This window comes from Clostridium psychrophilum (assembly GCF_018861705.1).
In the GTDB taxonomy this organism is placed as follows: Bacteria; Bacillota; Clostridia; order Clostridiales; family Clostridiaceae; genus Clostridium_AD; species Clostridium_AD psychrophilum.
On record NZ_JAHLEC010000041.1, the window covers coordinates 1 to 23,034 of the forward strand.

Genomic DNA, 23,034 nt, shown 5'->3' on the forward strand with positions numbered 1-23,034 from the left:
AAATAATTACTAAATTTACCATTGTTCGTGTTATGCAATGGTCTTTTTGTTATGCAATGAAATTAACAACTACTTTCGCAAATTTACACTTGACTTTAACTAGCTGGTCTAAGTTTTATATAAAGCTACCAGTTAATGCAATCTTTTAAAAATTTCCTACATACTATCTATTTAGAAAATGTTTCTATTTATTCCAGTTAAAACATTACCATATATTTTAAAATTATTCAATAATATCTTTATTATTACATAAATAGTTATTAGTTTGTGTACCAATTTATGTAGACTAATATTAGAAATTTAAAGACTGTGTTTACACAACGAGAACAAATATTTAACATGAGATATCCTGCATAACTTAATGATAGATTCTAAATCAGAAAAATTTAGTACCTTACTAACATGAGCAAATGGCGAATTTATTCAGTATTAAGTATGGATATATTACTAGGTTTACAGAATTGTATTATTAGAACCTATAATTCATATAACAAAGATTATTAATATTCTTCATAAAGCATGACGATTTATCCCCTCCCCTCACTTTTATCACTAATATCAACTCAATGTAGCATTTTAAGCTATGTATCAAATTCTCTATCACAAATTATCCATTTTATTGCAAAATTGTCTGTATTAATTCCATTTGATTTAATTAATGTTAAAATTTTCTTTGTCGGTGCAATTACGATACACGCATTTGTAACACTAGGTTACCGATGATTTGTAAAACTTTTGTCGTATGAAATATTTAAGGTCTCTTTCTATGGTGAACTATTTGATTTTCCACACTAAAAGATCAACTCATTTAAATCAATTTCAAGCACACTGTTTTTATCAAATGAACATTTATACCAATACATATAAATGCAAACCTTAAATCTAATATTCACCTTTTATTGATTTCCAAATTTGGCTTATACTCTCATTCTTAAATATCACTTTTCTTACCTCATATACCCTTTTTATTCTAATCAAAGCAATCAATAAATACTTTTCCTGCACCAACTTGTAAAATAAAAATCACTATAACAACTAATGTCATAGTGATTTTTTTTATTTCTTATCCTGTCTATAATCTGTCATATGTCGCTCGCTCCTTACAGCCATTCATTCTATAGTATCTTAATCATCATTAAATATAATATTACCTCAAGGTATCATCGTTCAGCTGTTAATCTCGCAATTACATATTTCTTCATAAAAAAAGAAATTACCATTGTTTTATATGATTTCACACTTTACTCTACTTCTGCTAAGTCCATTCTATCTTTCAAAAAATTAACGAAGTCTTCAAGATTATCAAACTCAACTATTATATATACATCATTTTCTACATCTTCTTGGTTTTTAAATAACTTAAAGCAACTATCGTTACAATTGCAAAACATATCACACGTAAATACCATTTGATAGAATTTATACTCTTCAAGACCACTAATATCATTAATATCTCTAGTTTGCATATTTTCTCTCATACAATTGCCCCCTATCTATAGCAATATTAGTATTACAGCTATTAATAAAAATACCATCATTGTTTTATACCTACAATATATCTTTATTGTTATTACCGAACTTTCCAATTTCCTTAGTTGTAAAATCCTTTATTACTTTTGTTATCAGTTTATTCTCTTTTTATACCTCTTGTGCTAATGTTATAGAAATATTTAATTTGAGTAATGCTTATTTCAGTAGCCTTTTAAGGGTATAGTCTACGACTGAACAAAAAAAATAAAACAGACTGGCTAAACTACACCAGTCCGTTATTATTTTCATATATTTTTTTAATTAAAGGGGGACTCCAATTAAAAAATCAATCACTAACTAGCTACTTACTATATGTTCATAGTAACAAGTAACTGTGTCAATATAATGTCGGAAATAACAATAAGTTGTAAATTAAAAAGAAATTAAGTTTTTTGACTCAATACTTGTTACTCAAAAATTTATAAATTTTTGAGTATTAGCCCTTCATTAACTAATTTCTTTAAGTAATCATTTATTTCATCAACGGTTATCTTGTTTTAAATAACCCCCTTATATGAATATCGCCTGTCGTGGTAATCCCATTCATTTTTGTTTTAATAAATTGCATTATCCTTTTTCTTATCTTTATTGTTTATTTTTTCGAAATTAGAGCATTGTTATATAAAATATCAGTATCAAATTTACGTGTAACATCTCCCTCAAACTTAATTTCTAAGTCTTTACTAGTAATTGAAACTACAACTCCACTTCCAAAGCTTTTATGAAGCACCTCGTCCCCTTCTTTAAAAGGTAAATCAGAGTCACTAACCCCTAAGATTTTGCATTCTTTAATAAATCGTGAGGTAACTTTTGCTTTTCCTTTTACATTTTTGCAAATGCATAACCAAACATTATCTATGGCCCTTGTAATTCCTACATAAAATAATCTTCGCTCTTCCTCTAAGTTATTATCTATGCTATTTATATGAGGGATATTTTCTTCATTACAATTAATTATAAAAACATTTTTAAACTCCATACCTTTTACTCCATGAATTGTACTAAGTATTACAGCATCCTCATCCATATTCTTCTTATGTTTACTAATTTCTTCTTTAACCTGGTCGACATGGGCCAAAAAAGCAATAATTGAACTATAACCTTCTGTCGATTGTTTAAACTCATCAATAACGTCTTCCATCTCTTCTAAATCAATTTTAAATTTAGAACAATATTCCTTGATATAATCATGATATCCTATATTCTCAACTAAATGATTTATGGCATTGTCTAAAGAAACTTTATTTAGAAAGTGTATATTTCTCTCAAGCTTATCAAGCATCTTCATTTGAAAAACAGGAATACCTTCAATATCCTTTACCATTTCAAAACAGTCTTCTTTTACATAGTTTCTCTTTAATTTTTCCAAATTTAATTTACTTATATATCTAAATGGCTTATTAATTATTCTAATAAAACTTTCTTTATCACTATCATCAATGCTTAATTTTAAATAAGCAATTATATCTTTACAGATAAAATGTTGAAAGAAATCATATTCCTTATCTAAAAGCTTAAAAGGTATCCTCTTTTTTATAAATACATCAATTAAACTTCTACACTCTACGTTTGTTCTATATAATATTGCATTATCAGCAAATTTTTTTTCATCATCTTCATTATATCTTTGAATAATGCAGCTAATTTCATCTGCTTGAGAATTTTCATTTATATTATTAAGAACTTTAACAATGCCATCTTGCTCTTTATGTGCAATTATTTGTTTCTCATTTCTCATACTATTGTTCTTAATAACATTCATTGATATTTCTACTATATTCTTTGGGCATCTATAATTAGTAGAAAGCGGTATTATCTCCCCACCGTTAAAATGCTCAGGAAACTTCACCATGCATTCAGGATTAGATCCTCTAAACCCATAAATACATTGATCCTCATCCCCTACTGCAAAAATTGAATTTCCTTCATTTAAAAGTTTTAGTATTTCAACTTGCATTGCATCACAATCTTGAAATTCATCTACTAAAATATGTTTAAATAATTTTTTGTAACCTTGAAGTATTTTGTAATTTTTTATAAACAAATCTCTACATCCTATTTGAAGGTCATCAAAATCAAACAGATTATTTTCTTTCCTATATTGTTCATATATATTATATGCTGCTGTAAATATTCCTTTATCAATACTTGATACAAAATTTTCTAATAATTCACCACTTGTTTTAAATACAGAAATATTATTTATAACTTCCTTTACCTTTTCATCTCCTACCTCATCTAAATAGGACATTAATACATTTTTTATAAGTTTATAGACTTCAAGTGTATTAATTATATTTATCTGGCCATAATAATTTTTAAGAATTTTATAAAACAAGCCATGAAATGTTCCAAAGAATGGAACTCTGTCTTTTCCATTAATAGCAATATATCTATTTTTCATATTAATAGATGCAGCCCTTGTAAACGTGATTACAATAATATTTTTAGGCATTACATTTTGCTCATTTATTAAATGAACTAACCTATTAACAATTACTACCGTTTTGCCACTACCTGGACCTGATGTAACCAATAAATTTCTACTAGAGGAAAAAACCGCAACTCTTTGTTCTTTACTTAATTTTGAACTTATTCGGCTTTTGTTTTCTTTTTTATTTGTACTTTGTCTTGTCTCCATTCTCATCCACCTACTTTTGTCTGACAAATTATTTTTAAACCTTGATTACTATTGTAATATTCCTATTGTTACTTTAAACTGTAAATGTGTTATAACTCTATTATATACTTTTATCAAATTTCAAAGGGGAATAAATTATGATATATTCAAAAGATTTTAATATGAGGAATGAAAGAAATCTAACAATGCTTGTAGATTTTTATGAATTAACTATGGCAAACGGCTATCTTGATAACAATGTTCAAGACAAAGTTGCCTACTTTGATATGTTTTTCAGGCGAATACCTGACAGTGGCGGATATTGCATTATGGGTGGAGTACAACAATTAATTGAATATCTTTCAAATTTGAAATTTTCTGATGATGATATATCCTATTTAAAGAATAAAGGTATTTTTTCAGAGATTTTTATTGATTACTTAAAAACTTTTAAATTTTCTTGTGATGTTTGGGCAGTACCTGAAGGTTATCCTGTTTTTCCTGGAGAACCATTGGTTATAGTCAAAGGACCCATCATCCAAGCTCAATTTATTGAAACAATGGTACTACTTACAATAAATCATCAAACCCTAATAGCTACTAAATCAAGTAGGATATGTAGAGCCGCCAAAGGTAGACCAGTTATGGAATTCGGTTCAAGACGTGCTCAAGGTTACGATGGTGCTGTATATGGTGCTCGTGCTGCCGTTATCGGTGGTTGTGCTGGTACAGCCTGCACAATATCCGAACAAATGTTTAATATTCCAGTACTCGGAACTATGGCGCATAGTTGGGTTCAACTTTTTGATACTGAATATGATGCTTTTAAAGCTTGGGCTATAACTTACCCTGATAACTGCGTACTTCTTATAGATACTTATAACGTACTACGCTCAGGTATTCTAAATGCCATAAAAGTATTTGATGACATACTAAAACCTATTGGCAAGAGACCTAAGGGAATACGTATCGACAGTGGTGACATAACATATCTAACTAAACAAGTTAGACTAATCCTAGATAATGCTGGCTATTCAGATGTTAAAATTACCGTATCTAACTCACTTGATGAATACATAATAAGAGGTGTACTAGAAAACGGAGCGCAAATTGATAATTTTGGTGTCGGTGAAAGGCTTATTACAGCAAGATCAGAACCAGTATTTGGCGGTGTTTATAAACTTGTTGCTGTAGAAAACGATGGAAAAATAGTACCAAAAATTAAAATTAGTGAAAACGCAGAAAAAATAATTAATCCTGCTTTCAAAAAATTATATAGAATTTTTGATAGAACAACAAATAAGGCTATTGCAGATTTGATCACGTTAAATGATGAAGTGATTGATGAAAGCAAATCGCTTGAAATATTTAATCCAATTTATACTTGGAAAAAGAAAAATCTAAAAAACTACTATATAAAAGACCTTATGGTTAAACTATTTGAGAATGGTAAACAAATTTATGAATCTCCATCAGTTATGGAAATAAAAGCATTCTCTGCGCAAGAAGTTTCTAAATTGTGGAGTGAAGTTTTAAGATTTGACAATCCACATGCATATTCTGTGGATTTATCTTCGAAATTATGGAACTTAAAACAAGATTTATTAAATCATTATTCTGAAATGCTTTAATAATATTATTATAAAATTTCTTATATCCAAAAGAAATATTAGGAGGACTTATGGAAAATCCTTTAAAAATCAAACTTTCAAAAGTTGCTCTAATTGAGCTTATAGAAATGATTAAACTCGATGAAACACATGATAGCGTAAGATTCGTATACGTAAGCGGTTGTTGCAAAACTGCAAAAGTTGATATTTACTTAGATAATTTTAAAACTGGAGACATCAAAAATAATATTAATGATTTATTGATATTATATGATGAAACTCTTTTAGAAAACATTAATGAAATCACAATAGCCTATAAAGATGCTAGATTTTGGATTAAGACTTTACCTTCTTCAAATAGCAAAAAGAATTGTTCAAACCATTGTAGCACCTCATGCAATGGTTGCTCTGGGCATTGTGATTCTCATTAAATACATGAAGGCCCAAAAATGCTAACCAATTTATTGGTTAGCATTTTTTAATTTAAACCCATTAAACAATGAATATTAAATTAACGAATTTATTTTATATTTAAAAACCTATACATCCATCGGTGGGTTATCAACTCTTGAAAATAAATTATTTACTTCTGGATCACTATGTTCTTCATTAAACTTTGGAAACCAAATTGCAATTTCACGTTCTGCACTCTCTACACAATCAGACGCATGAACTAAATTTTGGGTTTTGTCTATTGCAAATCGTCCTCTTATACTACTAAGTTCTGCTTTTACAGGATCCTTATCACCATTGATTTTTCTTACTACATCAATAGCTCTGTTTCCTGATAAAACCATAGCGCAAATTTTACCTTTACTAATATAACTTATTAACTCCTCAAAATATGGTTTTTCTGCGTGTTCACTATAATGTTTCTCTGCCTCCGCTCTTGTTGCCGTAAGTATTTTGAATTCCACAATTACTAGTGCTTTTTCCTCATAACGATTAATAATTCTTCCAATTAATCCACGCTTAACCCCATCAGGTTTAATTAATACTAATGTTCTCTCCATCTAAATTCACTCCCTTGCTTTCGATTAATTACAATACATGATATACATGATATTTATAATTATATCCTATATTTGCATATTATACACGTTTACATAGAAAAAATGCTATATATATTTGTCTTTATATAGCATTCTTAGTGGAGATGATTTATCTTCGCCAAAAAAATCATAATTAAAAACATTATCAATATTTAAAGGTTTACAGTTCTGTAACTCAACAAATGGACACTCTCCTGCACTATCATGCCACTTATGCAAATCACACTCCTTAAAACATTCTACATTCTCTTCCGTAGTTGATAAAAAAGGACATTGCATCACATCATCACTCCTCTCCCATATTTTGTTATTTAATTAATATTATTACTTTGATAACATTATAAAACATTTCAATGATAAATAAAAGTGTTTTCTAAAATTTCCCATGTAAATTTTAGAAAACAACTAATTATTGAAATGTTTAACTTCATTTTTTTAATATTGTATATAAACTATATAGTGATATAATCACTATACTAAGGGTCTAATAATTAAGTACTTACTTATTAGTAACTTAGCATATATTTTGTTACTTAGTATATTAATTACCAATTTATCGTTAAATTTATGTTTAATTCAAATAATTAATAACTATTATTAGATTATGAAAATACTAGGAGGTATTATGAGAGATAAAATCATGAAAATAAACAATAAAGAATATAGCTGTGCTATAGAGTTAACTCTTGATATAATTGGTGGTAAATGGAAACCTCTGATTCTTTGGAAATTAGCCCAAAATGGCATATTAAGATTTAGTGAACTTAAAAGATCTATGTGTGGAATAACACAAAAAATGTTAACACAACAACTTAGAGAATTGGAAGCATACGAAATGGTTAACAGAAAAGTATATGCAGAAGTTCCACCTAAAGTAGAATATTCTTTAACAAAACAAGGTAAAAGTATAATGCCTCTATTAGATGTTATGACTAAGTGGGGAACAGATTATTATGAGGGCGTTATTTCTACTAAAAAAGAATAGTGTTAGATTTTAACTTTTAGGACATATTAATTATATACTAAAAGGAGTGATTTTTTTGAATATAACTAGTATTTCCTTATCCTATTTGCTTTTGTTAATTTCTGTAGTTGAGTTTATAGTTTTTATGTATTATAAATTTTTAGTGATTAGTACAGACCCTAAAAATAAAAAAAGGAATAAAATTATCGGTTCAATGAAAGACCCCGATCATTGGAGACAAAGAAATAATATTATAGCTTTTATTTCTTTATTTTGGTCATTAGTTTCTATAATTTCTTTTATTTATCTGAAATTTTACTACACTTTGGGGTTAACTTCAATTATATATTTATTTATTTATGTAGTTCTTATTGTACTAAGTGTTACATTCTTTATTAAAAAAAACAAACTCATCCGTGGTAAATAATATATCTATATAAATAGTAATAATTTATTATTACTATTTTTTAATATATCAATAATTTAAATATTGTTTTTATTTTTTAAAACATCAATAAAGCTTTTAATAATCTGGGCAGTGAAACCCCATATTATGTAGTCATTATACTCATAAAAATACTGATTTAAGTACCCTTTTCTAAATTTATAGTTCTTTCCCCCATTAATTAAATTAAACGGAAATTCTTCTTGATTTATTGGTCCTATCTCCATTTTATAAAGTAATGGCTCATTATTCAAAAAGAATTTTAAAGGGACTTTAAATATAGTCTCCACTTCATCCTCACTTGGATTAATATAACCATGTTTTATCATCCCCACAAAAGCATACAATCTATTCCCATAAGGACTTATATAATAATCCATATCTCCTATAACCTCTAACTGATCTCGCTTCAAATTTAATTCTTCCATTGTTTCTCTAATAGAAGCTTGCTTTGGATTTTCATCTACCTCTACTCTTCCTCCCGGCAAACAAACATCACCTGGTTGGCTTCTTAATTTATGTGCTCGCACTTCAAATATAATGGATAATTCATCTGAATCTCGCGCAAGTAATATCATAACTGCACTTTCATCAAATTTTCCTATTACCTTAGACTTCCTATTATTAAATACTTGTTTTATGTTGTTTATCAATGTTATTCACCACCAAATTTATTATTAAATCATCTCCTGCGGAGCTGCAATATTAACAACTTTGGAAGCAGATTTAGACTGCCACCAAAGCAATTTTCCTAGGCTAGACAACTGCCACTTATAGAAGATGGCAGACTTGAAGCTTCCAAAATGTTGTTAAAATAATAATATCACAATAGAATATTAAATACATCATATAAATATATTTACCTAGACTGAATACTAATACTCCTTCTTGCAAATAATTCAATTATACAAATTTTCAATTTATTAGTGTTAGAAATTTTTTTTCATAGCAAAATCTAATCTTATAATATAGTTTAAACTTTCATAAAAAATAATGAACCTTGTCCTTGATAAATTAAAATGATATACTTATGTATGTATTTATCACTAAGCAAATAAAAAATTTAACTATAATGGAGAGATGAAAATTGAAAAGAAGAAAAGGACTTTTTTTATTGGCACTAGCATTCACAGCTATCTTTTCTACAACTGTATTTGCTGACGTAAAACCACCAGACTTAATTGGTAAAGCTGCTATTTCTGTAGATATGGATACTAATGAAATTATTTACACTAAAAACATTGATAATAAGATGTACCCTGCAAGTATTACAAAACTTGTTACAGCATTATTACTTGCTGAAAATAGAAAATCAACAGATGACTTGGTCTATACAAAAAATGCAAAAAGTCAACCACCATACTCTTATAATTTAAATGTTCAACCCATAGCAATCGGCGATACAATGTCAGCTGATAACGTAATGGATGGACTTCTTCTTTATTCTGGAAATGACATTGCCTATATGGTTGCTGATGGCGTTGGCTCAAATCCAGTTAATTTTGCTAAAATGATGAATTCCAAAGCCGCTAAACTAGGAATGAAAAATTCTCATTTTGTAACTCCTAATGGAGTAAATGATACTAATTATACAACTCCTTATGACTTATCTCTTTTAGGCATTGCTGCTTTTAAAAATGATCGAGTTAGGGAATCAATGGGTAAAAAAACAAGTTTAATAAAATCTACTAATGGTGCACCTGCAACCGTTTCAAACAGGAATAAACTCCTTGGCACAGATGGTAACATAGGTGGTAAAACTGGATATACATCGAAAGCTGGAAGATGTTTACTTTCTATATATGAACGTAACGGTCGACATATTATAGGTGTTGTTATGGATTCTGAATATAACCTACCAAAAGATACAAAAGTCTTTGAAGATATGACAGAATTGATTAACTTTAGTTATGCTACTAAAAAGAAAGTACTACATAAAAAAAATACTTCGATTAAAACAATTTCTGTACCATATAAAGTGCTTCCATTCATAGGGCCAGAAAAAACAGTTACTATTCCCCTAGAATCAAAAGAAGATGTGACGACTTATAATAATGATTTAAAACCATTAATTTCTCTTAAAGTTGATGGTATAAAACCATGGAAGCTTAATAAAGATACCTCCGTTGGAACTATAAATATAAAACAAAAGAACTCAGGAAAAAGTTATAAATTATATCCAATGATTTCGAAATCTACACTTATTAAAGATAATATAATTATATATGCAGCCGCTATAATTGTATTAATTTTAGTAATAGGATTAATTATGTTCTTAATTAATAAAATTAATAAACGTAGAAATCATCGTGGTAGAAGAATAAGATTTTAATGACATTTCATAAGAAGTTTTAACAATTATTCATGAAAATATAAAATGGACTATATTAACTTTAAGTTAATATAGTCCATTTTATATTTTACTTAAATTTTATTTCTAATATGCAATTCCTTTAATATACTATAATATTGGGATATTTTAAAATAAATACAAAGTTAATTAATATACCATCATATTTAAATATAGTTTTAAATTTTAGTATTGTTAACATATCCTTTTTAGAGTATCATATTATGTAATTCCAATATTTGCATATATGTATTAATTTTCATAAAAAAATACACGTAATTACACATGGAGGTGCCAAATTGAAAAAAGAATTTTCACTAAGTAATGATAAAGTAATGATAAATTTCACTGCAAAATACTGTAATACTCCTGTCCAATTATTAGAAAGTGATGGTTTTCGAAGAGTTCTTAATGCTTATATAAAAAAAATAAAAAAGAAAAAATCACATATATATATGAATCTAATTCAAAATACACACATAGACAATGAAGATCTAGATGTTGTCATTATACATTTGTTTAAACTCCTATCTATATTAAATCTAAACGAAATTATAAATTTAAATACTAGATATAATTCACTTATTGACAGAAAAAATAATTTTATTGATTTTATTGAAGATTTTTATTCGTTTTGGAGAAAGCTTGAAAGGTACACAATAATCCACAATAATAAAATTAATGAGGGTTTAGAAAAAACAAGTTTTGTTGAAGCCAATAATTATTTTTCAATGCTTATACTTCATTTGTATAGAAAAATCGAAGAAAATGTTGTTGGTAATAAACCTAAGGTTTACAGACAACTCCCTGCAGGTGGTAACGCAGGCTTAATTGTTAACAATACAAATTGGCCAATGCCTTCTGGATATAATAAATTAAAAAATGTCCCCTTTATCGATGCTATAATACTAGATTTACCTTATATTAGCTACCCTAAAAAAAATACTCGAGATGGAGTTTTTGATGAATGTTTCGAAAACCCATTAGAAAATTGTACTATAAATATAGACCATTGGTTTTGTTATCCAGCTAAAGTCGGTACATTACTTGCATTCATTTATGTTCACAGAGATTTTATGGCTCATGCAATAACTCTATGCAACTTATTTGAAATGGCAAAAGAGGAAGAATACTGTGATATTAAACCGGATATAGTTTTTGTATTTGGTGCTAAAGATACATTCTCTAAGGTCAGAACAATATTCTATGATGATGTTGATAATAATATTATGCTTGGCTATATAAGTTATGGCGACGAGATTGATTATTTTGGATATGTAAAAAAAATGACACTAACACTTCATAACCTAATAATGATTAAAAGAGGTTCACTCCCAATTCATGGTGCAATGGTAAACATTATTATGAATAATGGTAACAGTGCAAACGTTGTAATTATGGGTGATAGTGGTGCTGGTAAATCTGAAAGTCTTGAGGCTTTTAGAAGTTTAAGTGAAGATTATATTAGTGATATGACAATAGTCTTTGATGACATGGGTTATCTGACTCTAAGTGCTGGTTCAAAGCCACTAGCCTTTGGAACTGAAATTGGAGCTTTCGTAAGACTAGATGATTTGGATGCAGGTTATGCTTTCAAAGAAATTGATAGAAGTATATTTATGAACCCCGATAAAATCAATGCAAGACTCGTTATGCCTGTAGCAAATTATAAAGATATTATTAAAGGATTTCCTATAGATTTGTTCCTTTATGCAAATAATTATGAAGAAGTGAAAAATGGATTAGAAGAAATTACTTTCTTTAAAAATCCCACAGATGCCATTAATGTATGTAAAAAGGGAGCAAGAATGGCTAAGGGTACTACAACCGAATTAGGTCTAGTAACTTCTTACTTTGCAAATCCTTTTGGCCCTGTGCAAAAGCAAGGATTAGTAAATGTGCTCATTGATAAATATTTTGATGAATTCTTTAAAACAGGAGTGAAAGTTGGTCAAATTAGAACCTCCTTAGGTGTCATTGGGCAAGAAAAAAATGGACCTAAAAACGCAGCTAAAAAGTTGTTTAATCTAATTATAAAATAGAATAATTACCTTATTAAATCATCTCCTGGGTCGCTGCAATATTAACAACTTTGGAAGCAGATTTAGACTGCCACCAAAGCAATTTTCCTAGGCTAGACAACTGCCACTTATAGAAGATGGCAGACTTGAAGCTTCCAAAATGTTGTTAAAATAATAAAGAAAAGTCCTCCATTTTATAAGAAGGACTTTCCTTTATTATGTAATTAATTCATAAGCAATATCACACCTTAGCTTTGGAATTTTCATAAAATCCACTTGCCGCATCAAATTTACTCTTAAGTCTCAAACCATTTTTAAGCTGAAGTACCCTATCTATATTTTTAACTATATAATTTTCAAGCTTATCCATATATATAGTTCCTGCTATTTCACTTTGAGTAACCATTGTTAACCCTTTTTCCCAACTAGCCGTTAGTTCTGGATTTAATAATGTAGGAATAGAATTTTTCACTACATCATAAATAATTTCACCAAGGAGAGCTGGCATAACCACTTGAGTTTTATTATTAGATTTAATATATCCTATTTTCTCAAGTTTTGTTAATATTCCAGAGCGTGTAGCACTAGTGCCAATTCCTGAGCCCTTTATATGTTCCCTTAGTTCTTCATCTTCAATAAGCTTACCTGCATTCTCCATAGCTATTATAATGGAACCTGTAGTAAATCTTTTAGGAGGAGAAGTTTTACCTTCTTTTACAACTAAATCTTCAAGTTTTACACTTTGACCTTTTTTTAAAAAGCTCAAGAATTTCATATCTGTACCTTCACGATCATTACTATCATTAAATGGTTTTAAAACCTCCAAATAACCAAGTTCTGTACAAACCTTATCTGATGTGAAAAATCTTTCAGTATCAATCTTTGTAACAACAGATACTTTGCTATAAACAGCTGGTGGATAAAATATTGCTAAAAACCGTCGTAGCACTAAATTATATATTTTCTTTGGTGTTTCCTTTAATGCTGAATAGTTTTGAAGTCCTTCACCTGTTGGTATAATAGCATAATGATCCGTTACTTTGCTATCATCAACATACTTTGTTTTAATTATATTTGTGTACCATTTTTTTTCTATTATATGCTGTGCTATATTTTTAATCTCTGTATTACCATTTAACCTTGTTAACTTTTTTATATTACTATCTATTTCCTTTGCTATTGCTGTTGACAATACCCTAGCATCTGTTCTTGGATATGTAAGCATTTTTTTTTCATATAATGCTTGAATATGCCCAAGTGTTTGTTCTGGATTTATTTTAAATTTTTTAGAACACTCATTTTGTATCTCAGCTAAGTTAAAAAGCAATGGAGCATTCTTATTTTCTTTTTTCTTTGTAATTGTTTCAACATACGCATTACCTTTTGTTTCATTGCCATCCATACTAGACTCTCTTAGTTCCCCTATTAACTTCTCTGCCGTTTCCTTAGTCTTAAACCCACCCTCATTATAAAGCATAGGTGACTCAAAATACTTAGAACCTTCTACTGCTCTCCATTCTCCTTCATAATTAGAACCTTCTTCTACATTAAAGCCTCCAATAATCTTATAAAAAGGAGTAACTGTGAACTCACGAACTTCTCTTTCCCTTTGAACTACCATCCCAAGCACACAAGACATTACTCTTCCTACAGCTATAACTATATAATTTTTTCCAAGATAATTGCTTACAACTTTTCCGTAAACTAGACTTAGGAGTCTTGAAAAATTAATTCCCATTAGATAATCTTCTTTTGCTCTTAAATAAGCTGCTTCTGCTAAATTATCATATTCGCTCAAATCCTTTGCCTCTTTAACACCTCGAATTATCTCTGCTTCTGTTTGTGAATCTATCCACACTCTTATCTTTTGCTTGTTAGGTTTACCTGACATAGCATCAACTAGTCTATATATATATTCGCCCTCTCTTCCTGAATCTGTACAAACATATATTCTATCTATGTCTTCACGAACTAATTGACTTTTAACTATATCAAATTGTTTTCTAACACCTTCTATAACTTCATATTTATATACTTCAGGTAAAAATGGCAAAGTATTTAAAGACCACTTTTTCAATTTCTCATCATATTTTTCAGGATAACTCATAGTAACAAGGTGTCCAACGCACCATGTTACTACGGCTTTGTCCGACTCTATATATCCATTCATCTTTTTACCATTTATCTTTAATGCTTTGGCAAACTCCGCAGCAACACTTGGTTTCTCTGTAATAAATAATGCCTTACTAATAATTACCACTCCACTTTCCATTAATTTGTATAAATAAACTTCGAAATACAGATCTCTAATAATTCTTTAAGCAATCTATTATACCATTTTTTATACACCTATTTCAAAGAAGTTAAAATGCATTAAAGTTCTTTTAGATATTTCAATAAGTCTCCACCTAATGTTTTTGTGAATTTGCCCTTCTCTAATTTAAAATACTGAGACTTAGAAGATAATGCAATTATTAGCTCTATTAAAGTGGAATGACATGTAAGTACAAAAATTTGATGTGTCTTTGAAAGTTCAACTATTGCCTTTACTGTATTTCGTGTATGTGCAATATCAAAGTTAACAAAGGAATCATCCAATATTACAGGTAAACTTGGCTTTATTTCCTTTATCCTGCTCATACGAACTGCCAAAAATAGTTGTTCTTTTGTGCCCCTGCTTAATTCTTCTGAACTTTCTTTAATACTGTCATCTTGTAATTTTGTTCTAAAATCTCCCTGCATTAAATTATCTGGTGGCATAATGTTTTTATATTCTCCAGATGTAATATCACTTAAGATATCACTAGCTCCTTTCAATAACTTATCCTTAGTATTTTCTAAAAATCTTTCTCTAATTTTTTCAAGCAATAGTGCTGCTGTATTATAAATAGCATATTTTTCTGCAAGTGTTCTTAACTGAGTTCTTGCCTGTCTAATCGCTTTCTCATGTTTTACTAATGTCTCGTCAGAATTCAACCTTTTAATTTCATCTTTTAATGTTTGTTTTTCATTTTTTAAGATATCTAATTGCAATATTAATTTTTTATTTTTAGCACATGCTAAATCATAATCGCAATTGATTTCATCGCCACTAATATATCCATCATATAAATCATGTATAATTTTAAGTAATGCTACATCACCAATTGGAACAAGTTCTTCTTTCATATCACATATTATTTCTTTTATACGCTTACTTTTTATACCTTGTAATAATTGATTTTGATTAATTTTAAGTTCATTTTTCTGATTCATGTATTTTATATATTGGGTTCCCTTATTAATATACTTTTCAATATCTAACATTATATCTTCTGAATTATTATCACAAAGGAATTCTTGTATTTCTTCCACTAATGTGTTTAACTTTGAGTAACTCATATCAGCCTTTTCTACTAACATCAAATACTTATATAGGGTTTCTACCTTTAGTAGTATATCATTGCATCTGTTTTCAATATTATCTAAACTTATTTTATCTAATTGTTTAGCAAATATATATGTGAATTTATTAAGTACTTTACTAATGCTATCTAAAGGTTCACAAAGAGAATTAAACTGATTACTTAGCTTTTTCTTTAATAAATTGCAATCAAATATTTCATCCTTTAAATAAGCTACTGTTTTATAAGAATCTTTAATTCCATATTCTGAAACTCTTCCGTCGAGTTTTAGAATATCCCTATATTCGTCCATTATATTGTATGAATTTTTCAATTTTTTTTCTATACCTTTTAACTCCTCAATACTTTTACAACAATTTACATGAGTATTAATTATTTGCTGTTTAATTTCAACATTTCTATTTATAATTAATTTACTTTTTGAGTGATTTATATACAAATATAATACTGTTCCAATTGCACCAATTATTATTAATGAACATCCAAGCATCTTATTAATAAAAAACAAACCCAAACCAATAATTACAAAAAACAAATCAAAGTAAAAATACTTTTTTATGTATTCTGCTGAATCATAAGGTAATATTTGCTTTTCCAAAATTTCTTGTTGAATTTTGTATTCTTCTATTTTTTTATCCAAATTAGTCTTTAAATCTTTATTTTCTCTAAACTTTTCAATGTTTTGAGTTAAAATTGTTTGTTGCACTTCATTACAGTTTATCTCTGCAATATCATCGAAAGTAACCCAATTTTCATTAGCTCTTCTTATTTTACTCATTAATAATCCACTTTTCTCATAATATTCATCTTTTACAAATATTAAATTCTTACACATCTCTTTAAGACCCGATATTCCACTATAAAAGCTAATAATTTCAACTTTGCTACCTACTAGCAACATTTTTATGAATTTGTCTTTTGTTTTATCATTAGTAAATTCATAACTGTCATTTTTATATCGCTCTAGCTCCTTAATATATTGATTTTTTAATAACTTGGCTTTTTCTATATTGTATTCTTTGATATCACCATCATTAAAAAAATACGTTTTAATATTTGCTAGCATTTTTTCTCCGTTTTCATTAATATTATAATTATGTTTTAAAAATTCTAATTTAATTATATTATTACTATTGATTAAAAGTTCATTCTCCTTTGAACTTATATTACTTTCAAGAAGTACCAAATTATTTTTCTTTAAAGAAAAAGTACCTAATTGCTTTATAGATTTTTTTCTTTCCTCTACACTTTTTCTAATGTTTTCTGTATATGGCTTAAACATCTTAGTAGATGGATTTCCCCTAGTGCCACCAATTACACTCGCTTTTTCTCTTAATTCTTTAGCAATAGATGGTATTTTTACAATGTGTTTAAATCCCGCTCCTAGTAACATGGACTGTAAATTACTATCTTCCTTGTCAGTATTCTTATTAAGTTCATCAAGGCTTATGGTAAACAGTTCTCTGTAAGTTGCTTTATCAATGTTGTACAATCCATTGTGATCATTACTTTCTGCTTGATTATTGTAAACTATCTCAGGATTACTAAACCCTTTTAGTTTCACAGAGGCAATGACTCCATCCTCCTTTTGTAAATCACATCTAACATCATATTGGAATTTAGAAGGTGGCAAATCTTTACTCTTTGAAAATCCAAAGGGAATGTTTCTAAGTACCTGCATTAAGCTGGTTTTTCCGGATCTGTTTGCTCCGCCAATAACTATTATTTTGTCTCCTAGGTCTTTTAATTTTTCACCTTGAAATACTCCGAAATCTCTAATATCCAGCTCAGTTATTTTCAAATTTTCACCCCCTACATTATTTCTAAAGCCTCTGCTAATTTTTCAATAACCAATTCTCTTGCTTGCAAAATAATATCTGCAATAACATCTTCATCATAATCAAATTTATCTTCATCTATGCTTTCTGTGTTAATTTGTTTTTTCCAAATTGACCCCCAGTTTTTTACAAGTTGTTTTTTAGACTCAGCATCTGTTGAATACATTTTAGTTACTTCCTCTAAATCATTAAAGATAGAATTTTGGATTTTTAGGCTTTCATAATTTTGCAAGCTTTCAGATGTTCTAAATAATATTGAATCTATCCACAAAAAATATTTTTTTAGTCCTAGCTCCTCATTTATTCCTTCAATGAGTTGATTATAATCATCTTCAGTCATTCGCTGAATGTCATGATTAATATCTGTTCGGCCTTTTATTACTAATTGCACAATGTACCCTTTAAATCTATTTTCAAAATCTTCCTTTGAATTTTTTGTTTCATTTAAGTTCTGAGGATTATCATACGTTAAACTACTTATTTCGTCATAAATAACCCTACTTAAATCACTAAAATTTTCTGTTTTAGTGTCATTATCTAATATTATCTCTATCCTTTTATATATAACTGTTGCTATAGGCAAAAATTCCATAAAAGCAACCTCTTTCTGGCATACTGTAACTAAAAATACTCCACCAACGCCTTGCTCTCCCATATCACGGCCTTGAGGAATTCCAGGGAACGCTATAATAGGCTTTACATCACTCAAAACATTATTTTTATGAATATGTCCAAGTGCCCAATAATCTATGTTAGGTACATTTTTTAGTTCCTCTAAAGTGCAAGGAATATAATTTTTATTATCACCTTCAAGCGCTGTATGCAACATTGCAATATTAAAAACATCGTTGTCTATTAAATAATTTTCATAAATTTTTTCTTTTTCATTTCTTCTTTTATATGATTTGCCAATAATTTTTGCAATAACTTCTCCTTTTTTATATACCATAAATGTTTCTACTTTATTAGAATCTAAAATATGGACATTTTGAGGCATAGTAAATAATTCCTGTGAATCATCCATAGCATCATGATTACCATAAATGACATACACATTTATATTCTTTGTGTTTAATCTTAAACATTGATTAATAAAAAACCTATTTCCTCTTATAGACCTTAAATAGCTGTCATAAACGTCCCCACAGAGCAAAATAAAATCCACCTCATATGATATGGCTTTATTGCAAATTCTTTCAAAGGCATCATAAACAGCACCTTTACACAGGTCTTGCATTTCTTTCTGCGGTCTTCCATTTATATTAAGGAATGAACCTAAATGCAAATCTGCAGCATGAATAAATTTAAATGTTTCACTCATTATTTTTCACCCCCAACATAGATTTTACCATAAAACCCAAAGAATTATATCACTACAATTTTTGTAATTTCTTATAGTATAATAAATTAAAAAAAGCATACAATAATGTTAGTAGATGATTTAAAATGGTTGAGTCTAGAGTGCTCATAGACTGAAATAGTTTTAGAGTATTCGGCCAAAGGTGTATACGAGATCTGCTAAGGTTTTTTATATGCCAGAGGGAAGATTATTATGGGTTCTTAACAGCTGTATATGTGCCCAACTGTACATATATGGTTTTCCCGGATGTATAATATTCGAGCTAAGATGATTTAGGTTGCCGCAGGTTTTATTAACATATTACTAGGGGTTTTTCTTAGTCGAGAGATTATTTTTAGCTCCCAAGGTGTTCTATATTGTCGAGCAAAGATGTGTATATGTGCTGCAATGCTTATATTCAGTCAAAAGATTGACTATAGGTATGTAAGTATGTATATGGGTTGTAGCGTAAATCGTTTTGAGTTGTCAAATATTCCCTAGGGTTAGAAGGCAAGTTATCAGGTGCATAAAAATAAATAACAACTCAACAGACTAGCATGCTGACTTGTTATTTATTTAAATGTGCCTAGTATAATACTTGCCTTTTTTATATTTATTATAATTAGATTTATAATCACATTTATTAATAATGAAGTTGATCAAACTGTACATACCATTTAGAATATGCATTCCCATCTTTATCCCTATATGTGCCCTTAGAATCTTTAACCATCACTGTTGCTCTCTTATTAAGTCTATAAATGACACCATTGTGTTTTCTACCTTCACCTATAAAACTCACCTTTTGTCCTATTAACAATCCATATTCCTTTGAAATTATTTCCTTTTGATTAGGTAATTGATGATATACATCCGTATGACCAAACATATTATTCACCATAGTTTTAAACCTAACCTTTTTGCAACTGGACTCTTTATAAAGATGCAACTCAATCAAATGGCATAATTCATGTTCAAATACTATTTGAAATGCCTCTAATGAATCCTTTGTGTTTATACCAGATACTATTTTATCTCTTTCAACCATATAATACTGATAAAAAAATTTTATACCCATCCTAATTTCATAAGTTTCTTCAACTTCTTTTAAAAGTTTTAGTTTTCTACTATATATAGTTTTTCCTGCAGAAGATGTCATCCTTGTTGACAAAGAAAACTTTAAGGATCCCTTAAAGTTTTCTCTAAAATAATTATTTAAAAATTCTTGATCATACAAACCAAATAATATTTCTAGATCAAACTTTGACATAGATTGTATATTCCCATTCATTACATTTTTAGATTTAGTTATAAATCTTTTTCTTATATCATTTCTCTTTTTAACTATTTCTGATTTACTATATTCTAGTCTTTTTATATTTTCAGTTATCATAAACCTTACTTCCTTTTGCAAAACAGTAGATGCTAGAGAGCTTTTAAAATAGCCATGTCAATTATAGAATCGAGTTTATCATTAAATTCGGTACTCGATTGCTTTAAACTATCAATTATTTCTTTTTTAATTTCAGTTACATCTACATTATATAATTGAAATCTTTCTTCAATTTCATTCATTTTTTTATCGATATTATCTTTATGAAAAGACAATACTATATCTTTTTTAATAGTTAATTTTAAAACTAGAAATAAGTTTAAATATTCTTTTTTACTTAAAGACGTATCACTTTTTATTAATGATTTGTTTAAAAACTCTAAAGATTTATTTAACTGAATGGTATACATCTTAGTGTCCTCATTGCCAATAACAAATGCTAGTATCGCTTTTATAGTATATTTTATATTACTTTCTAAGCTATCATGAGAATCAATGCCAAATGCACCACTCGCAAATTGATTAGATGCCAAAATTCTCAATAACTCACTTCTTTTAAATTTAGCATATTTATTGTTTTCTTCTCTAAGTTTTGATACATCTTTATAGTAAAAAGCTGTTGAGTCTGAATCTTCATCTGAATTTTCATAAGAAAATTCTAGTTTTTTTGTTGTCTTAACGGGTAATATTTCTCTTATTAGTATACCAAGTAGCGGATCCTCCATTTCTTCATAAAGAATAAAAGCAGTTTCTTTACAAATTATTTCAACCTTTTTAGAGATTTCTATAATCTTGTTGTTCATCGCTTTTTGAAGTTCCCCACGTTCATATTTTACTCTATGCTGAAGAGATTCTATTCTCCTCTTGTACCATATTTTTTCAATCAAGTTTACATTTTCTTCAAGTTCAAGGTCATTCAAAGAAATTATCCTCTGAATTCTATTTTTTCCCACTTTTCCTTTTAATACTACAACTCCACCCACATATCCATTAATTTTTGCGAATATTGAAAATGGTTCTTTATCATACATATATTCTATGGTTCTTGGATATGTTGTTTCAACATTCATTTTACCCCAATCAAGTTCTATGTCAGTAACCTGTGGATTTTTAATTCTATTAAATTGTTTAAGCACTATATCTTCAATTCGTTCATCAGGATTAATTACTTCTGCAGCTCCATAAGATATACGAGCTAATTTATTTATGAAATAGCTATTTACCGAAGTATTTATTCCAAAAGGAAATATTCGGCTTTCTTTTATGTTTTCTTCTACAAAATCTAATATTTCTTTTTCATTCTCAACTACATCATCTGTAAATAAAAATATTATATTTTCCTCAAAATCAGTTTTTCCAAGTAGAGCATATTTTATTGCATCAAAAATAACTGCATTTTTCTCAGGAACAAGTTTGTTAATCCATTTGCTAGCATTACTTAAATTTTCTTCATTAAAATCAACCTTTATCTCTTTAGAGAAGTAATTAAGATTATCTCCAAATGCTACAATATTAAATGTATCTCCTACTGTCAAATTTCTTAAGCACAATTGCAACGCATTTTTACCCTCGATTAACTTATCTCCACCCATTGATTCTGATATATCTAAAAGGAATATATAGTTTGATACCGATTCACTTTGCTCTCTTTCAAGCTCCGGTATAAATCTTAAATATAAAATTCCCTTATCATCTCTAGGATACTCATAAATCATTCCCGTAGTTTCTAATTTTTCTTGCTCTTCAAGTATGATTTCTAAATCTTTATCCATTTTTTGATTTTCTCCATCTAGCGTTACTTTATATAAATTGTTATCTTCATATTCAATTTTTAATTTATGATTAATGCATTTGAATTTTAATTTTGTTAAAGATTCAACCAGCAAACTTAAAGTAAACTTATAATTATAATCTTTATTAGTGCCACCATATTCAAAAGGAACTATTTGGCTAGTCTCTGAAAGATTAATTGGAGTTATTATTGTTGGAATTACTAATTTCAAATTTCTGTTTTCATAGCTAAGTTCTTCTACATAAGATACCTTTATTTTTACAACTTCATTAGGAATTATTTTACCAATAACTATTCTAATAATATTATCTTTAAATTCTTCGAGCAAAAAAGTATTATTATCTTTATCTTTAGAATTTTCATATATTTTATTTGCGTCTTCTTTATCTTGAATTAATCCTTTTATAGTTCTTCCACCAAGCACTGCCTCAAAACCTGATATAACTGCTTGCTCTGGAATTGGGAAAGTGTATATTGCTTCGACATTGTTTGTTCCTTTATTCTCGTATACATGGTCTATAGTGTACTCAGCAAACTCACCACACAAATTACCTCTTATGTTAACTTCTTTTAAAATTATATTATTTTTTAATTGTTTTTTATGTTTTGCATCATTACTTGACATTGTATCCCTCCTGATTAATATAACAAAAATATTACAGAATCTTTTAAAATATTATACACATATTTTATCATTAATATTATAATTAGTCTTTTATTTTTTTATAACTTTTTT

Annotated in this window: 15 protein-coding genes; 5 read left to right on the forward strand and 10 right to left on the reverse strand. The window is 28.2% G+C overall.

Translation table 11 applies throughout. The features are described 5' to 3' along the window. Window positions 1–1,241: 1,241 nt before the first annotated feature. Together KPL38_RS10315 and KPL38_RS10320 are read right to left on the reverse strand one after the other, a co-directional pair. Window positions 1,242–1,478 (reverse strand): hypothetical protein, encoded by a 237-nt coding sequence (locus KPL38_RS10315; RefSeq protein ID WP_216289051.1) that lies wholly within the window; start codon window positions 1,476–1,478, stop codon window positions 1,242–1,244. A 644-nt stretch (window positions 1,479–2,122) separates the two neighbouring features. Then, on the reverse strand, window positions 2,123–4,171 hold the full coding sequence (locus tag KPL38_RS10320) for an ATP-dependent helicase (protein WP_216289052.1): 2,049 nt from the start codon (window positions 4,169–4,171) through the stop codon (window positions 2,123–2,125). 137 nt (window positions 4,172–4,308) lie between these two features. Between KPL38_RS10320 and KPL38_RS10325 the strand changes: the two genes are divergently transcribed. Further along, window positions 4,309–5,781 carry a nicotinate phosphoribosyltransferase gene (locus KPL38_RS10325; protein WP_216289053.1) on the forward strand — a complete coding sequence of 491 codons (1,473 nt, stop codon included), beginning with the start codon at window positions 4,309–4,311 and terminating at the stop codon, window positions 5,779–5,781. A 50-nt stretch (window positions 5,782–5,831) separates the two neighbouring features. After that, on the forward strand, window positions 5,832–6,191 hold the full coding sequence (locus tag KPL38_RS10330; RefSeq protein WP_216289054.1) for a hypothetical protein: 360 nt from the start codon (window positions 5,832–5,834) through the stop codon (window positions 6,189–6,191). Window positions 6,192–6,299: 108 nt separating this feature from the next. Here the strand turns inward: KPL38_RS10330 and ndk are convergent, their stop codons facing one another. Continuing rightward, a complete protein-coding gene (ndk, locus tag KPL38_RS10335; RefSeq protein WP_216289055.1) occupies window positions 6,300–6,773 on the reverse strand; it encodes a nucleoside-diphosphate kinase in 474 nt (157 codons plus the stop codon). A gap of 105 nt (window positions 6,774–6,878) precedes the next feature. Then, entirely contained in the window at window positions 6,879–7,091 is a 213-nt protein-coding gene (locus KPL38_RS10340; RefSeq protein WP_246577905.1) for a hypothetical protein, read from the reverse strand. Window positions 7,092–7,437: 346 nt separating this feature from the next. Here KPL38_RS10340 and KPL38_RS10345 point away from each other — a divergent pair, with 346 nt between their 5' ends. Beyond that, the gene (locus KPL38_RS10345; RefSeq protein ID WP_246577906.1) at window positions 7,438–7,797 is read left to right on the forward strand and encodes a winged helix-turn-helix transcriptional regulator; all 360 of its coding nucleotides are present in this window, start codon (window positions 7,438–7,440) and stop codon (window positions 7,795–7,797) included. Window positions 7,798–8,259: 462 nt separating this feature from the next. Here the strand turns inward: KPL38_RS10345 and KPL38_RS10350 are convergent, their stop codons facing one another. Beyond that, window positions 8,260–8,874, reverse strand: coding sequence for an NUDIX hydrolase (locus KPL38_RS10350; protein WP_246577907.1), 615 nt, complete (start codon window positions 8,872–8,874; stop codon window positions 8,260–8,262). A gap of 434 nt (window positions 8,875–9,308) precedes the next feature. Here KPL38_RS10350 and KPL38_RS10355 point away from each other — a divergent pair, with 434 nt between their 5' ends. Both KPL38_RS10355 and KPL38_RS10360 read left to right on the forward strand, forming a co-directional pair. Continuing rightward, the gene (locus tag KPL38_RS10355; protein ID WP_216289057.1) at window positions 9,309–10,553 is read left to right on the forward strand and encodes a D-alanyl-D-alanine carboxypeptidase family protein; all 1,245 of its coding nucleotides are present in this window, start codon (window positions 9,309–9,311) and stop codon (window positions 10,551–10,553) included. Window positions 10,554–10,870: 317 nt separating this feature from the next. Next, complete coding sequence (locus KPL38_RS10360; protein ID WP_216289058.1) at window positions 10,871–12,613, forward strand: phosphoenolpyruvate carboxykinase; 1,743 nt, start codon at window positions 10,871–10,873, stop codon at window positions 12,611–12,613. Window positions 12,614–12,833: 220 nt separating this feature from the next. On the opposite strand, the gene KPL38_RS10365 is transcribed toward KPL38_RS10360, so the two are convergent. From KPL38_RS10365 to KPL38_RS10385, 5 genes are all read right to left on the reverse strand, one after another. Next, window positions 12,834–14,843 (reverse strand): DNA topoisomerase, encoded by a 2,010-nt coding sequence (locus KPL38_RS10365; protein ID WP_216289070.1) that lies wholly within the window; start codon window positions 14,841–14,843, stop codon window positions 12,834–12,836. A 122-nt stretch (window positions 14,844–14,965) separates the two neighbouring features. Further along, window positions 14,966–17,797: an AAA family ATPase gene (locus tag KPL38_RS10370; protein ID WP_216289059.1), complete on the reverse strand. Its 2,832-nt coding sequence runs from the start codon at window positions 17,795–17,797 to the stop codon at window positions 14,966–14,968. A gap of 11 nt (window positions 17,798–17,808) precedes the next feature. After that, on the reverse strand, window positions 17,809–19,155 hold the full coding sequence (locus KPL38_RS10375) for a metallophosphoesterase family protein (protein WP_216289060.1): 1,347 nt from the start codon (window positions 19,153–19,155) through the stop codon (window positions 17,809–17,811). A 661-nt stretch (window positions 19,156–19,816) separates the two neighbouring features. After that, a complete protein-coding gene (locus KPL38_RS10380) occupies window positions 19,817–20,566 on the reverse strand; it encodes a hypothetical protein (RefSeq protein ID WP_216289061.1) in 750 nt (249 codons plus the stop codon). A gap of 32 nt (window positions 20,567–20,598) precedes the next feature. Continuing rightward, window positions 20,599–22,923: a VIT and vWA domain-containing protein gene (locus KPL38_RS10385; RefSeq protein WP_216289062.1), complete on the reverse strand. Its 2,325-nt coding sequence runs from the start codon at window positions 22,921–22,923 to the stop codon at window positions 20,599–20,601. Between the last annotated feature and the right edge of the window lie 111 nt (window positions 22,924–23,034).